The organism is Kluyvera intermedia, from assembly GCF_034424175.1.
Taxonomy (GTDB): Bacteria; Pseudomonadota; Gammaproteobacteria; order Enterobacterales; family Enterobacteriaceae; genus Kluyvera; species Kluyvera intermedia.
Window position 1 is genome coordinate 1,166,661 of the sequence record NZ_CP139986.1, and the last position, 14,284, is coordinate 1,180,944.

Below are 14,284 nucleotides of genomic sequence, written 5' to 3' on the forward strand. Positions count from 1 at the left end.
CTCCACATTCTTATTATGTAAATCGACTTATGCCGACCTGTTTATCACAAAAGGCCAGCAGGGGTTATCTGCTGGCCTGTTCGTTTTCTTTTCAAGCGCGGTAGTATTAACGCACGGCGCTAAGCACTGTGCCATCCTCTTCCATCTGATCCAGACGGGTAAGAAGCTTGCGGGTGATATGTTCGAGCTGATCTTTCTCGGCCAGACTTAATGATGACCAGAGTTGATGCAGGCAGTCATGCTGCGGAGGCAGAACTTCGTTTAGGAACTGATGACCTTTCTCGGTGAGCTGCAAATGCAGGCAGCGGCGGTCATTGTCGCTTTCGCGGCGTTCAATCCAGCCGCGTTTTTCCAGTTCATCGGCAATGCGGGTGGCATTGGTACGCGATGACCCCAGCGCGCAGCTGAGTTCAGAAGGCTGAATACTGTGATTTTCCTGAGACTCCAGCGTGATTAGCGCCATAAACAATGTCTCGTTGATTCCCTGAGCTTTCAGCATCTTATTGCGATTATCCAGCAGCTTGCCTTGCATATGCATGCAAAGGCGAGTCAGAAGAATTTCCTGGAACGGGAAGTCTTCGCTGCGGCTGGCGCGGAATTTCAGCATTTGTTCAATGGGCGTAAAAGAACTATCCATCTGGGCATTACCTCATTAGTTACAGTCGATATAGTAACGACGGTGACAAATAAAGTAAATGAATTATTGCCCGTAATTTATGTGATTAATCTATGAGACACATGGCTGCCGGGTACGAATACCCGGCATATTGCGTTTTATTCTGCTTCCTGACGATGGTAACCCCACCACCATACCAGCAGGTTAGCCACTGCAACCAGGCTGCCTGCCAGGCAAACACCCATCCAGCCCGCGTGCTGCCACGCCGAGGCTGAAACCAGTGAGCCTGCTGCACCGCCGATAAAATAACTGGTCATGTAACCGGCGGTCAGACGATTACGTGCATCGGGCTGCACGCGATAGATTACGGTCTGGTTGGTGATGTGCACCCCCTGAACCATAAGGTCGAGCACCACAATGCCGATAATTAACGCGATGGCGGAAGTGTGTCCGAACCAGATAGCAACCCAAGAAAGTAGCAACAACAGCAATCCCCAGGTGGTAGTCAGATGCGATTTGCCTTTATCCGCCAGACCGCCAACGGGACGTGCGCCGAGTGCGCCTGCCGCCCCCGCCAAACCAAACAGACCAATGGTTGCTTCGGAGTAATTAAATGGCGCACTGGAGAGCAGAAAGGCCATCGATGTCCATAGAATGCTGAAGTTAGCAAAGGTCAGGCAGCCGAGCAGCGCGCGGGTTCGTAGCAATTTATCACGAGCAAATAAGCTGAAAATTGACCCCAGCAACTGGCCATAATTAAGATGATTTTCCTGCTTTATCTTTGGCAGGCCGCGCCATAACGCAAAGGCCAGCAACACCATCAGCACGGTCGCGACCCAATAAACGGTGCGCCAGCCGCCAAGGCTCGCTAACAGACCGGCGACGGTTCGCGCCAACAGTATCCCAAGCAGTAATCCGCTCATCACCGTACCCACGACTTTTCCGCGTTTTTCAGGGGCGGCGAGGGTGGCGGCGAGCGGTACCAGCAGTTGTGCCACGACGGAGAACAGCCCGGTAAGAGCGGTACCGAGGATCATCATCCCCAGGGATTGGCTATTGGCGGTAATGAGCATCCCGCCCGCCGCGAGCAGCGTCATGGTGACGATAAGTCGGCGACGTTCAAACATATCCCCCAGCGGCACAAGGAATAACAGCCCGGCGGCATAGCCAAGTTGCGCGGCGGTGACGATAAATCCCGCCTGACCGGCAGTCAGTGAGAAGTGGCGGGCAATGGTATCCAGCAGCGGCTGGGCATAGTAGTTACTGGCGACCGCAAGGCCCGTGGCGACGGACATTAAAGCGATCAAGGCTGGGCTAAGCCCGTGAGCAGGTTTAGTCATGATAATGAAATTGTTGGGGAGAATGTTACCAATCATAACGAAAGCAGAGGGGGAGGGGGGAAATGTCGCGTAGCGGAATGTGCCTTTTAACGAGAGCGGCGCTGCGCTTGACCAGACTACCTCGATGGTAGCCCGGCCAAGCGCAGCGCCGCCGGGAACTTCAGATGCGACAGTTACTTCTGTGCAGCCAGCGCTTCTTTAATCCAGCCGTCAAACACCTGCTGGTGAGCCTGAACCCAGCCATCAACCTGACCCTGTACGTCAGCTTCTGACGCTTTACCGTCATGCATCATGGCGTTCTGGGCGTTAATGTCGGTCAACGGAAGTTTCATAATGGCAAACAGCTTCGCCGCTGCTGGGTTTTTCTCAGCCCAGGCTTTGTTAGCCACAATGTGCATGGTGTTCACCGGGAAGCCATAGTTCGCACCGTTAGACAGCTTGGTGTCGATATTTTTCTGCTCGCCTGGCAGGGAAGAGAACGGTACCTGCAACCACACCACATCTTTACCCGGCTTCAGCACATCGCTCACCCAGTAAGGCGTCCAGGTGTAGTACAGAACCGGTTTGCCTTCTTTAAAGCGAGTGATGGTATCGGCCATCATTGCGGCATAGTTACCTTGGTTATGATCGACCGTTTTATTCAGGTCGTAGGCATCCATCTGGTGGTTAATGACCGTTTCACAGCCCCAGCCTGGCGTGCAACCGGTCAGGTCGGCTTTGCCATTACCGTTGGTATCAAACAGCTTGGCAATTTTAGGATCTTTAAGCTGCTCAATGTTGGTGATGTGGTATTGCTCGGCGGTTTTCTTATCAATCAGATAACCCTGTGCTGCGCCGTTAACCAGCGTTCCTTCACGATAGAACTTCTTGTCGCCACCGGCGGCAGCATACATATCATCATGCAGCGGGATCCAGTTGACGGCGGTGAAGGTGGCATCGCCAGCGGCCAGTGAGGTGTAGGCAACGTTGTAATCTACTTCGTTTGGTTTATCAACGGTATAGCCAAGTTTTTCCAGCGCGCGGCTGACCAGCAGAGTCTGGAAGGTCTCTTCAGAAAGGGTACTCTGTACCGGCTGAACGGTAATGCCTTTCCCCGGCAGGTCGGCGGCAAATGCGCTGGAAGAGACCAGGGTGGCGAAAGCAGTAGCAAAGACAAATGAGTGTCGCATCGTTGTTCCTTTAATAGTGATTGTTGCGGAGCATTGGCCCGACGCACGTCGGGCCAATACGATGGTTACTTAGAGAAGGGGCGCATCAGGAGGCCGACCGGGCCGGTATTGAACCAGCGACGGTTACCTTTGCTGCGAGAATCGCGGCCCACGGCCTGTGTCAGGCGGTCGAGAATAATCGCGAGGATAACAATCCCCACCCCACCGACGGTGGCAAGACCCATATCCAGACGACCAATTCCGCGCAGAACCATCTGACCCAGACCGCCAACGGCTATCATCGAGGCGATAACCACCATCGACAGCGCCAGCATCAGCGTCTGGTTTACGCCCGCCATAATGGTTGGCATCGCCAGCGGTAGCTGGACTTTAAACAGCATCTGACGCGGGCTGGCACCAAACGAGCGTGAAGCCTCGATAAGGTCTGCAGGTACCTGGTTAATCCCCAGAATGGTCAAGCGTACAATCGGCGGCAGGGCAAAGATAATGGTCACCACGACGCCCGGGACGTTACCGATACCGAACAGCATAACAATCGGCACCAGATACACGAACGCAGGGGTGGTCTGCATTGCATCGAGCAGTGGACGAATAATTTTCGCCGCCCTCGGGCTACGCGCCAGCCAGATCCCTAGCGGTAGGCCAATCACCACGCAGAACAGCAAGGCGGTTAGCACCAATGCAAGGGTGATCATCGCCTGTGACCAGGCGCCAATGGCACCAATGGCAATCAGCGAGATTAAGGTCGCAACACCCATACCGACGCTGGAAATCTGCCATGCAATCAGCGCAAACAGGATTATCGCTACCGGTGCTGGCATGCCGAGCAGCAGTTGCTGGAAAGCGCTGAGGATGTAGTCGATAGGAACGCGGATCCCCTGGAACACCGGGCGGAAGTGAGTGACGACCCAGTCAATCCCTTCTGTCACCCAGCTATCAAGCGGGATAAGTGTCTTATGGAACGGGTCCATAATATCGAAATGTTCTACTTTCGGTGTTGGTGCATTGTGCAGCCAGTCGGTACTGCTACTAGCCGGTGCAGATGAACCGCCCCAGGCATCAGCGGAGTTTGCCGCACTGTCTGCGGCCGGTGTGGTATCCCACGGATTAGATTGATCAGCCATTGTTTGCCCCCTCGCGATCTAATGCCTGTAACAGCATTCTTTTTGAAATTACGCCGACGTACTGCTGTTCTTCTCCAACAACCGGTACGGCGCAGGGGGCCAGGCCCACTTGAGAGAGCAATTCGCTAAGCGGTGTTTGCGCATCAACGGCCACTGGCTCGTCAATGAGTGCCGCCTCGATGCCCTGATTCGCTTTTAACGCTTCTTTCAGGGAATCAATTGACACAGTACCCACAAACTTATTACCGCGTTCGATGACGTAACCATATTCACGGTCATCATCTTGTAATAATTTCAATGCCGAACGAGGGCCGAAACCTGGCGTTTTACGGATAAGCGCATCTGGGTTACGACGAGCAATATCTTTCGCGCTAAATACCTGACTAATATCCACGCCGCGGAAGAAGGTGCGGACATAATCATTTGCCGGATTATTCAGAATTTCGTCGGGGGTGCCAACCTGAACCACTTCACCATTTTGCATAATGGCAATACGATCGCCAATTCGCATGGCTTCATCAAGGTCGTGGGAAATAAAGACCACGGTACGTTGATGTTTGGCCTGTAATTTTACCAGTTCATCCTGCATCTCGGTGCGGATTAATGGGTCAAGTGCCGAGAATGCCTCATCCATTAATAGAATGTCGGGATTAATCGCGAGCGCACGGGCAAGGCCGACGCGCTGGCGCATCCCGCCGGAGAGTTCGTCCGGATAGGCATGAGCGTAGTTTTCGAGCCCAACCTGACGCAGGGCATCCAGCGCTTTCTCCTGGCGTTCCTGGGTCGGGATACCGGCGAGATCCATACCGAAAGCGGCGTTATCCAACACGCTCATGTGCGGCATCAGCGCGAACGACTGGAAAACCATCGCAATTTTCTTGCGGCGGACATCGCGGAGTTCAGCATCGGATATCTTTGCAATATCAATACCGTCAATCAGAACCTGCCCGCGAGTGGGTTCAATCAGACGATTGAGAAGGCGTACCATGGTGGATTTGCCGGAGCCAGATAACCCCATGATGACAAATATCTCGCCTTCTTCAATGGCCAGACTGGCGTCTTTTACGCCAAGAGATAACCCTGTTTTATCCAGAATTTGTTCTTTGTTGAAACCTTTCTCGATATATTTAAATGCTCGCTGTGGGTGCTCGCCGAATATTTTATAAAGATTTTTAACTTCTAATTTAACTGCCATGCAATATGAAATTTCCTGTTTTTGTTTATGTCGATATGCTACCTGATGAAAATAATGACCTGTTTATACCCTAGCATACTGAGTCGATGTGACAACCCTCAATCTCTTAGCTATGGAAATATCGTGGTGGATGATTTGTGCTGAATTTCCCATGATATAAGGGCTGAGGGCGAATTGCTGGCTACTGAAATTTTTATGAAATTAACTGTCGAATTTGGCTGAAATCTGAAAAGTTTAGTGAATATGGACAGGAAATGAGCCGGTGAATTTTGAAGGTTATTTGTATGATGATGATGATTTTTTAGAAATATCCGGATGAAAAACAGGGGCGTATATGGCGGGTAATTAATGGAATAATGAGAACGTCAATATGCCCGTAAATCGTCATTATTTACGGGCCAGGATAGGTTACATACGCATACCGACCGCCAGACGATTAAAGGCATTCATCAAACTGATGGCAAAGGTCATATCACTTATCTGTTCAGCGCTGAAGTGTGCCAGCAACGGCTGATAAACGTGGTCTTCGGCATGATTCTCAGCAACATGCGTCAGATCTTCAGCCCATGCCAGCGCCGCACGCTCAGCTTCGCTGAAGTGATTGCTCACTCGCCAGCCTGCCAGCGCATCCAGCTTAATTTGTTCAACGCCAGATTTACGCAGCGCCTGGCTGTGCATCTCAAGGCAAAACGCACAGCCGTTAATCTGTGAAACCCGTAAATAAAGCAGTTCAAGCAGCGTGCGTTCCAGCGAACTTTTTTCCAGTGCGATACTCGCTTGAACCAGTCCCGCATACACGGCTGGGCTCAGTTCACTATAGGGTTGGCGTAATACAGTCATGATGTCACTCCTCGTTCAAGATGAAACCAAAATAGCACTATAATGGTCTTAAAAAGATAGCCATATTGAGCGTAATAAATAAGACCATGAAATCAGAAAGCATACCGCGTTATCAGCAGATCGCCCGGCAACTTAAGGCGGCGATTGAGCAAGGTGAACTGAATTCCGGCAAGCGCTTACCTTCGAGTCGGATGTATGCGCAGGAGCTGGGTGTTTCCCGTGTTACGGTCGAGAATGCTTACGGCGAATTGGTGGCGCAGGGTTGGCTTGAGCGGCGGGGACAAGCGGGGACGTTTGTAAGCGATCACTTAACGCTACCTTCCGTGGACGCACAGCCGCTTGGCTTTGGGGGAGAGCAACCCCGGCCGCAACCTTTTCAGTTAGGATTACCCGCACTGGATCTCTTTCCCCGTGGACTGTGGGCGAGAGTGATGGGGCGGCGACTGCGTACACAAACCCGATACGATCTTGCCCTTGGCGATGTTTGCGGTGAAATGACCCTGCGCCAGGCGCTGGTCGAATATTTACGCTTGTCGCGCAGTATTGAGTGTCAGGCTGAACAGGTGTTTATCACTTCTGGTTACGCAGCGTCTATCAGCCTTATCCTTCGGTCACTCGGCGGGCGTGGTGAGTCAATGTGGGTGGAGGACCCGGGTTTTCCGCTGATCCGCCCGGTGATTGAGCAAGAAGGGGTAACGCTATGCCCGGTGCCGGTTGATGCACAGGGTATGGACGTCGAGTGGGCTATCCAGCAAGACAGCGAGGCGCGCTTTGCGTTGCTGACGCCTGCTCACCAAAGCCCTACCGGCGCGGCTCTGTCGCTCCCCAGACGTCGACAGTTGCTTGATTGGGCGGCCCATCATAAAGCGTGGATTATTGAAGATGACTATGACAGCGAATTCCGCTACCAGGGAAAACCGCTGCCGCCGCTGAAAAGCCTGGATGCACCGCAACGGGTTCTCTATGCGGGTACGTTCAGTAAATCGCTGTTTCCGGCGCTGCGTACCGCCTGGCTGGTGGTTCCCTTGCCACTCGTGGAGACGTTTCGCCAACAGGCGCAGCATCTGGCGTGTCCGGTGCCGCTGATTATGCAACAAACGCTGGCAGACTTTATGCGCGAGGGACATTTCTGGCGACACCTGAAGAAAATGCGAGTCCATTATGCCCAACGTCGTCGCTGGCTTGAAGACGCGTTGGTGGCGCACGGTTTTCAGGTGGTGGAACAATTGGGCGGTATCCAACTGCTGGTGGCGGTAAACGGTAACGATCGAGCAATGGCACTAAGCGCAAGGCGTGCTGGGTTGGCTGTGCAGGCGGTAAATGACTGGCGTCTGGGCAGCGAAGGTCCGGCTGGGCTTATTATGAGCTTCACCAATATCATGACTCGAGCTATGGCGGATACGCAGGTTTCAGCACTCAGGGCTGCCATAAAATAAAGCCCCGGATTATTGGCATAATCCGGGGCAGACGCGTTTTTATTATCTACATCATTGTGGTTATATTATCGACGGCATCCTAATAATATGCCAACAAATATCCCCACTGCCGCGGCAGCGCTCACACTTTGCCACGGTTTATCGTGAATATAGCTGTCTGCCGTGTCGGCGACATCATGCACGCTTTGATGTAGACGGCTGCGGCCGTTTATGCGGGCGCGCGTTTCACTCAGCAATGTTTTTGCTTTGCGACGTGCGGTCTCTACTTCATCTTTATTATCGCTGGCCCAGCTCTTTAGAACATTCTCAAGGCTGTCGGCTAATTGACTGACGTCACTCTGAATATCCTGAACTTCGTCATCAGCGTCATTGCGATTTAGTGACTTAAACATTATAGCCTCCACGAATTTTGATGGAACGTTAAGTGTAGGACATCCGGGATAATTTGCCGTTAATTTATGTGTTTGTGGAATTATCTGAAAGCGAGGCGAATACTGATTACGGTAAGGTGGCGATGCAGTAAAAGATGACGAGGATAAAATATGTATTTACGACCTGACGAGGTGGCGCGCGTTCTTGAAAAGGCGGGCTTTACCATGGATGCGGTAACCGCGAAGGCCTACGGCTATCGCCGTGGTGAAAACTATGTTTACGTTAACCGCGAAGCAAGAATGGGGCGTACTGCGCTTATCATTCACCCGGCCCTGAAAGAACGCAGCTTTAAATATGCTGACCCGGCTTCTGACATAAAAGCCTGCGATCACTATGAACAATTCCCACTGTATCTTGGTGGGCCGATTGAGCAGCATTACGGAATTCCGCACGGCTTCAGTTCAAGGCTGGCGCTGGAGCGTTTTTTAGATGGGCTATTTGGCGAGAACGCATAAATAAATGACTGGCCTGGCCAGTCATTTATTTCAATTCGATCAGGCTTTTACCTGCGTGTACTGTGCAACACGGAACAGGCGGCGACAAAAATCGAGGAAGTAGCCGTAAGCGGCCCCCATCACCAGTGAAATCACCGCATTAGAACTGACTGCTGCCACAATCTGGTGCCAGTCAGCCCCAACGCTCAGCAGAATCAGCACGTATACCGGAGACTGGAAGGTCACATAGGCTACGGGATCGGCTAACCGTTTCATCCAACCTGCAGGGCTAATGCGCCCAGCTTGCCGCATGATGAAGTCACGATAGATACCGTATGGCCAGGCAATAATAATGTTGACTGGGATAGCGACCAGACGGGATGAAAGTGACTGTTCAAAGGTCATTCCTGAGAGAAAAATTTCAATCATCATGTTCACGACGGAACAGTAGACCACCATGGCGAAAGTGTCTGCTGCCGCATGACGCAGGCGTGACTGCGCAGAGAACATCGGTATGCTCCTCGAAAATGAACGGTTAACACAAAGGTAAGTGTGTTTTCTGGCGTTTTGGGTTGGTTTAATTGACGTGTATAGATTATCCATCTGGATTAAAACAAACAACTAGTGAAAGATTTTTATTTAATGCGTTTTTGTCAATAAAATACTCTGTTTGTGAATGAATGATGTTCGCCGCGCTATTTTTGTTTTCATGCGTTTATTTTTTTATATAAATCATTGAGTTGGATTTTGGTTCGGATTGGTGAAAAAAGATGTGTTGTGGTGTTTTTTTCGAGAAAGATTGGCGGGGCGTTTTTTATTGTGATTTTTATCACATTTGGATTTTTTGACCGGGTTTGTGCGTGATAATTAGAATTAAATTCCAATTAAACGATTTATAAAGTATGCGTTATTTATGGGTATTCATTCACTTTGAGGGGCGGTGAGTCTGGCCCACCGCCGGGCGAAATCAGCAGACGCCAAAATCACCGTCTTCCTGATACGGTGCAACATCCACGTTTTTCAGCGTGTACTGCTTACCGTGTTCATCGCTAGCCTGCACGGCCACAATGCTATCTTCATGTGCTTCAATGACTTTCAATTTTGGCCCACCCATTTTCGGTTGAACCAGATCGCCAGGTGCAAACATTTACGTGCTCCTTTGTTATTCAGTGCATTAATACCTTAGCAGGGATGTCGATAAATGGCTGGCAGCATTAGCGTCGATTCCACGGCATGATGGCAAGCAGTCGCGCCATACCGCAAAAACCGGTGATGCCCGCAAAGGTCAAACCGGCACCCACGAACCCGCTTAACAGGAAAAACGCGTTAGATACGCTGTAGCCAAGCACGACGCCCAGTAAAATTAGCACGCCAGCAGCAATCTGTACCTGACGCATAAGGGGTAGAGGTTGTGAGGTATCCTTCACGGTTGTCAGTCCCGCCTGTCGCCAGGCATCAATGCCACCGTCGACAATTTTTATCTTCGCTGGCGCGGCGGCCGCAATCAGCCGCGACAGATTGTTGCGGGTGCGGTTTCCCGACTGGCAGTGAAAGATGACGACGGAATCGACCGTTGCCTGAAGCGTCGCTCCCTGTTCCATCGCACTTAGCGGAAACAAGCGGGCCGCTGGAATATGCTCGCGAGCGTATTCATCGGCATCGCGAATATCAATTAAGGTGGCGCCTTGCTCAACGAGAGCAAGGGCCGCTTTAGGAGAGACGTTTTCGGCGGTCATTTTATCATTCCTTTAGGGCGAGCCACGCTTTTTAGGGCGTGACACCCGGAGTGTCAGACGAGTTATGCTGCCCGTCAGTCTACTCCATTTTACCCCCCAGGGTTAACGCGTGGCACCATCAGTCAGCCGGCGGCAGGGCGTGTAAAATACGCTGTGCTTCATCTACCGTCAGTGAGTAATCAAAAAATCGCTGGTAAAAATCCTGTGTGATTTTGGCGATATCCACGCCTTTGAAACGTTGCGGATGCAGCATTTTCGCGGCCCACTGGATCTGCAATGCGCTTTCGGTACCGTAACGATCCCATGGGAAAACGCCCGCTGGATTCTGTAGCACCATGCCGTTTTTCACCGCCTTAAGCCCTGAGAACAGCTCAGCGTAGGGGGAGTCAGCCAGCGTGCCGCTGTGTGCGCCGAGAATAATGATATCGGGTTGCCAGGCGAGCACCTGCTCCGGTGAAACCTCTTTCATGTTTCCCTTGATCTCTACCGCGGCATTTTCCCCGCCTGCGAGCTTAATCCAGGTGTCTATCAACGTATGGCAGCCATCAACTTTTAGCGGTTTCAATGACTGAATATGCAGGACGCGCGGACGCTGTGTGCTGGTCAGATTTTGCGTTTTGCGCTGAACATCATCCAGCACCGACTGTAGATACTGGTTGTAGGCTTTTGCGCGTCCACGCGCATCTGCTGTTCCCAAAACGTCAGCGGTGGTGGTCACTGATTTCATCAGTGATGGGTAGTCGGTAAAGGCCATTTCAAGCGTGGGTAGCCCCGCCTGGCGATAGCCTTCGGCTTTATCGTTACCTTTTGAGGTAAAGACTACATCCACCCGCTTCGCCAGCAGGCTTTCGGGGTTAAAGGTGGTGCCGCGAACCTGCAACGCTTGATGTAGCGTTGGCGTAATTTTAAACATCCATGGCTGACTTTCGGGATGGTTAACGGTGGCGACAATTTGACTTCCTGCCCCCAACGTCATGAGTACCGAATGGTGCGCGAACCAGCCGTCGGCAATGGCATTAACCTTGTCGGGAACGGTGACAGTGTGGCCAGCATCATCCACCACCTGGCGCGTGGCCAGGGCGGGGAAGGCCAGCCACGCGCAGAGTAACCACGCATGGCGACGCTTCATTATATTGGCTCCTTAAAAATCAATCTGCATGGAAAGCTGGGCCTGACGTGGCGCGCCAAGCTGAGCGCTGGCGTTGCCCGCGCCGGTATAACCGGTCAGCGCGCCCGGCACCACGTTTGTCCAGTAGTGGCAGTTAGCCAGGTTAGTGACATCCAGTCGGAAGGTCACCGGTGTGTTAGAGATCCGCGTGGCATAACTGCCGCCAACATCTACGGTGGTATAGCTGCCAACCCAGCTGTCATTGGCGTTATCGGTGGCGCGACGACCTACGTAGCGCACGTTGGTATCCACATCGACCCCCGGCAGTTGTTCAATGCTATAGACTGCCAACATACTGGCGGTGAAGCGCGGTAGACCTACCACTTGTTTACCGTTAGCACTGGCAGTAGCGGTATCGTGCAGACGGGGATTAAGCCAGGTGGCGCCACCGAATAAACGTAAATTCCGGGTAGCGTGACCGTCCGCCATCAACTCTAGCCCACGATTTTTCTGGGTTCCGTCCTCAGCGAAGTTACCGTCTTCGTTGGTATAAGCGAATGGACGCTTTGCCTGGAACAAGGCAGCGGAGAGTAGCAAATCGTTTATTGGCGCATATTTTGCGCCGACCTCAATTTGCTGGCTGCGATACGGGTTGAGCACCTGACCTGCGTTACTCGCGCCCGCAGGTGCGGTATCGCCCTGCTGCATGCTGTCGGCCCAGGTCGTATACAGCGTCACGTTGTCGACGGGCTTGTACATCAGACTGGCGGAACCGCTGGCGCCGCTGTCTTTGTTATCGCTGGTCTGCTTGCCTGTTTTGTTGTAATTGCTGACGGTAAACAGGTTTTCGCTTCCGGACAGCAGCAGGCTCCATTGCGGGCTGAAATGCAGCGTATCGCTCAGCAGGAAGGCATGCTGAGTGGTCGTTGCGGACTGATAGCGGGTGTTAAAATCAGGATACGGCGGACGTGGATAAACTGGACTATCGTCAAGCGAGGATTTACCCAGTGTAAATGTGCCGCCGTTAACCGGGTTGTAGTTCTTCCATACAAAGCCACGGACACCAGCGCTGATATCGTGGCTTAGCCAACCGGTATCGACGCTGCCTGTCAGGTTTGCCATATAGCTATTGATGGTAAAACGGCTGGCGGCGGAGTTAGCGGTGGTGGTGGTGTAGTTGCCGTGGTTATCGGTCAGCGTATTGGTCACCGTTGTGGATTCACGGTCGGCAATCTGGCGCAACACGCCAACATCAAGTAGCCAGTTACCGTCGAAATCGTGCTTCAGATGCAGGCTAGCCGTAGTGGTTTCATCATCGTTCCCGGCATAGCTCTGACCATATTTCGATTTTGTTGGGTCAAGCGGAGAGGGGAAGTGCACGCCTTTTGCCAGCGCAAACGATCCGGGCATCCCTTTTTCATAATAGTGGTAGTAGCTGAAATTACTCTCCAGCACCGTTTTATCGGTGAGCTGGAAATCCAGCCCCAGACTCGCCAACTGGCGGCGTTTATGGCTGCCACTGGTGTAGCCGTGGCCTTCATCGTTGAGTAGGTTGAGGCGGTATTTGACTCGGTCTCCTGCATCGATTGGGCCGCCAAAATCCAGCGCGGTCAACGTACCGTTGCCGGTACTGCCGCCAACGGTAAGCCGATGTAACGGGGTATCCGTCGGGCGTTTTGAGACCAGGTTAAACATCCCGGCCGGATTTGCGGGCCCATACAATGAACCGGCCAGGCCGCTTAACACTTCTACGCTCTGGAACTGCTCAGCGGCGTATTCGGTGGTGGAGACGGCGTTCAGACCGTCAATCATTTGGTTTTGTACCACGCTACCCTGCATCCCGCGCGTTTGTGGACGCACGCCGTCGCCTTGCACCGACGGCATATAGCGATAGACATCTTTGACGCTTTTCAGCTGCTGCTGACTGATAAGCGGGGCAGACAGGGTTTGCACCGACCAGGGAACGTCAATCAATGCCCGTTTACCCAGATTGCCGAGGGTGGCCTGTTTTTCAGCCGCCGGTGTTTCCTGTGAGCTGCTGTCGGCAGTTGGGTTGGCGGAAACGACCATGGTGTCGTCAGCATAGCCTGCTTTGCTGATGGCCAGACACGAAAAGGCAAGCAACCCCGTGGCTAAAGGTATTTTTTTATGATTAAACATATTTAAATTCAATTTGTTAACAGAAAGACTGGTGGTAACGGAGCTACCATCTACGCATGAGGGGAACAGCTATTATTATTTGTGTGATGATTATCATGAGAGTAATCGCTGTATATGTCAATATATAGCGCGGTGGTAGGGGGAGAGGATGAAAAGGGGTGGCGGGGGCGCTAAAGATAAAAAAAAGCCGGATGTTTCCATCCGGCTTTTTCATTGAAAATAAACGAATTATTCGCTGGCTTTCTTCTCAAGTGACTCAGCACCGGCCTTGGTTTTATCCCAGCCTTCCTGAGCGCCTTTTTTAGTGGCATCCCACCCTTTTTGGGAGGTCTCTTTGGTTTTATTCCAGCCTTTCTGGGTTCCTTCTTTGGTGGCATCCCACCCTTTTTCGGTTCCCTCTTTGGCTTTATTCCAGTTTCTCTGCGCGCCTTCGCTGACCTGGCTGCCTACGCTGTCACTTTTGCCTTCCGCTGCGTGCTTAGACTTCAGCTTCAGTTCTTCACCCTGGTTTTGGGCCTGATGCAATTTCTCTTTTGCCGTATTGGCATTGGCCTGTGCGGCAGCAACCGTTTCATCTGTAGCGTGTGTGGTCGCGGCAAAAACAGGAGAAGCCAGCAGAAGAGCGGAGAGTGCGATTGTTGTTGTTTTCATCATAAATCCTCATCAGTTAGTGAGCATGAGAGAGCATGACACA

The 14,284-nt window shown here is 52.2% G+C and carries 15 protein-coding genes; 2 read left to right on the top strand and 13 right to left on the bottom strand.

The genetic code is table 11. The features are described 5' to 3' along the window. Positions 1–106: 106 nt before the first annotated feature. From mprA to U0026_RS05625, 6 genes are all read right to left on the bottom strand, one after another. Entirely contained in the window at positions 107–637 is a 531-nt protein-coding gene (mprA, locus tag U0026_RS05600; protein ID WP_062779510.1) for a transcriptional repressor MprA, read from the bottom strand. Between the two features lie 137 nt (positions 638–774). Further along, positions 775–1,956, bottom strand: a complete 1,182-nt coding sequence (locus tag U0026_RS05605) for an MFS transporter (protein WP_062779539.1) — start codon at positions 1,954–1,956, stop codon at positions 775–777. Between the two features lie 173 nt (positions 1,957–2,129). Next, on the bottom strand, positions 2,130–3,125 hold the full coding sequence (gene proX, locus U0026_RS05610; protein WP_062779512.1) for a glycine betaine/L-proline ABC transporter substrate-binding protein ProX: 996 nt from the start codon (positions 3,123–3,125) through the stop codon (positions 2,130–2,132). Between the two features lie 65 nt (positions 3,126–3,190). Further along, positions 3,191–4,249, bottom strand: coding sequence for a glycine betaine/L-proline ABC transporter permease ProW (proW, locus tag U0026_RS05615; protein WP_062779514.1), 1,059 nt, complete (start codon positions 4,247–4,249; stop codon positions 3,191–3,193). Further along, positions 4,242–5,444 (bottom strand): glycine betaine/L-proline ABC transporter ATP-binding protein ProV, encoded by a 1,203-nt coding sequence (proV, locus tag U0026_RS05620; protein WP_062779516.1) that lies wholly within the window; start codon positions 5,442–5,444, stop codon positions 4,242–4,244. Before proV ends, proW begins: the two co-directional genes overlap by 8 nt. A 408-nt stretch (positions 5,445–5,852) precedes the next feature. After that, complete coding sequence (locus U0026_RS05625) at positions 5,853–6,284, bottom strand: carboxymuconolactone decarboxylase family protein (RefSeq protein ID WP_062779518.1); 432 nt, start codon at positions 6,282–6,284, stop codon at positions 5,853–5,855. A gap of 101 nt (positions 6,285–6,385) precedes the next feature. On the opposite strand from U0026_RS05625, the gene pdxR reads away from it, so the two are divergent. Continuing rightward, positions 6,386–7,720 (top strand): MocR-like pyridoxine biosynthesis transcription factor PdxR, encoded by a 1,335-nt coding sequence (pdxR, locus tag U0026_RS05630; RefSeq protein ID WP_062779541.1) that lies wholly within the window; start codon positions 6,386–6,388, stop codon positions 7,718–7,720. A 65-nt stretch (positions 7,721–7,785) separates the two neighbouring features. Here the strand turns inward: pdxR and U0026_RS05635 are convergent, their stop codons facing one another. Next, entirely contained in the window at positions 7,786–8,112 is a 327-nt protein-coding gene (locus U0026_RS05635) for a DUF883 family protein (protein WP_062779520.1), read from the bottom strand. A 150-nt stretch (positions 8,113–8,262) separates the two neighbouring features. Between U0026_RS05635 and U0026_RS05640 the strand changes: the two genes are divergently transcribed. Next, positions 8,263–8,607: a DUF2002 family protein gene (locus U0026_RS05640; protein ID WP_062779522.1), complete on the top strand. Its 345-nt coding sequence runs from the start codon at positions 8,263–8,265 to the stop codon at positions 8,605–8,607. Positions 8,608–8,646: 39 nt separating this feature from the next. Here U0026_RS05640 and U0026_RS05645 read toward each other — a convergent pair whose 3' ends face one another. From U0026_RS05645 to U0026_RS05670, 6 genes are all read right to left on the bottom strand, one after another. Continuing rightward, the gene (locus tag U0026_RS05645; RefSeq protein WP_062779523.1) at positions 8,647–9,096 is read right to left on the bottom strand and encodes an L-alanine exporter AlaE; all 450 of its coding nucleotides are present in this window, start codon (positions 9,094–9,096) and stop codon (positions 8,647–8,649) included. 457 nt (positions 9,097–9,553) lie between these two features. Continuing rightward, on the bottom strand, positions 9,554–9,733 hold the full coding sequence (locus tag U0026_RS05650) for a hypothetical protein (protein ID WP_062779526.1): 180 nt from the start codon (positions 9,731–9,733) through the stop codon (positions 9,554–9,556). Between the two features lie 67 nt (positions 9,734–9,800). After that, a complete protein-coding gene (locus U0026_RS05655; protein ID WP_062779528.1) occupies positions 9,801–10,322 on the bottom strand; it encodes a rhodanese family protein in 522 nt (173 codons plus the stop codon). Between the two features lie 118 nt (positions 10,323–10,440). Further along, positions 10,441–11,451 (bottom strand): ABC transporter substrate-binding protein, encoded by a 1,011-nt coding sequence (locus U0026_RS05660; RefSeq protein WP_062779530.1) that lies wholly within the window; start codon positions 11,449–11,451, stop codon positions 10,441–10,443. A 12-nt stretch (positions 11,452–11,463) separates the two neighbouring features. Then, on the bottom strand, positions 11,464–13,590 hold the full coding sequence (locus tag U0026_RS05665) for a TonB-dependent receptor (RefSeq protein ID WP_062779531.1): 2,127 nt from the start codon (positions 13,588–13,590) through the stop codon (positions 11,464–11,466). 228 nt (positions 13,591–13,818) lie between these two features. After that, the gene (locus tag U0026_RS05670) at positions 13,819–14,241 is read right to left on the bottom strand and encodes a hypothetical protein (RefSeq protein ID WP_062779533.1); all 423 of its coding nucleotides are present in this window, start codon (positions 14,239–14,241) and stop codon (positions 13,819–13,821) included. Positions 14,242–14,284 lie beyond the last annotated feature (43 nt).

What these genes read in the sequence shown, in the direction of transcription:
- proX (WP_062779512.1), bottom strand. Translation starts at nt 3,125, where the DNA reads ATGCGACACTCATTTGTCTTTGCTACTGCTTTCGCCACCCTGGTCTCT.
- U0026_RS05645 (WP_062779523.1), bottom strand. Translation starts at nt 9,096, where the DNA reads ATGTTCTCTGCGCAGTCACGCCTGCGTCATGCGGCAGCAGACACTTTC.
- U0026_RS05670 (WP_062779533.1), bottom strand. Translation starts at nt 14,241, where the DNA reads ATGAAAACAACAACAATCGCACTCTCCGCTCTTCTGCTGGCTTCTCCT.
- U0026_RS05655 (WP_062779528.1), bottom strand. Translation starts at nt 10,322, where the DNA reads ATGACCGCCGAAAACGTCTCTCCTAAAGCGGCCCTTGCTCTCGTTGAG.
- U0026_RS05605 (WP_062779539.1), bottom strand. Translation starts at nt 1,956, where the DNA reads ATGACTAAACCTGCTCACGGGCTTAGCCCAGCCTTGATCGCTTTAATG.
- U0026_RS05635 (WP_062779520.1), bottom strand. Translation starts at nt 8,112, where the DNA reads ATGTTTAAGTCACTAAATCGCAATGACGCTGATGACGAAGTTCAGGAT.
- proW (WP_062779514.1), bottom strand. Translation starts at nt 4,249, where the DNA reads ATGGCTGATCAATCTAATCCGTGGGATACCACACCGGCCGCAGACAGT.
- U0026_RS05665 (WP_062779531.1), bottom strand. Translation starts at nt 13,590, where the DNA reads ATGTTTAATCATAAAAAAATACCTTTAGCCACGGGGTTGCTTGCCTTT.
- mprA (WP_062779510.1), bottom strand. Translation starts at nt 637, where the DNA reads ATGGATAGTTCTTTTACGCCCATTGAACAAATGCTGAAATTCCGCGCC.
- U0026_RS05650 (WP_062779526.1), bottom strand. Translation starts at nt 9,733, where the DNA reads ATGTTTGCACCTGGCGATCTGGTTCAACCGAAAATGGGTGGGCCAAAA.
- U0026_RS05640 (WP_062779522.1), top strand. Translation starts at nt 8,263, where the DNA reads ATGTATTTACGACCTGACGAGGTGGCGCGCGTTCTTGAAAAGGCGGGC.
- proV (WP_062779516.1), bottom strand. Translation starts at nt 5,444, where the DNA reads ATGGCAGTTAAATTAGAAGTTAAAAATCTTTATAAAATATTCGGCGAG.
- U0026_RS05625 (WP_062779518.1), bottom strand. Translation starts at nt 6,284, where the DNA reads ATGACTGTATTACGCCAACCCTATAGTGAACTGAGCCCAGCCGTGTAT.
- U0026_RS05660 (WP_062779530.1), bottom strand. Translation starts at nt 11,451, where the DNA reads ATGAAGCGTCGCCATGCGTGGTTACTCTGCGCGTGGCTGGCCTTCCCC.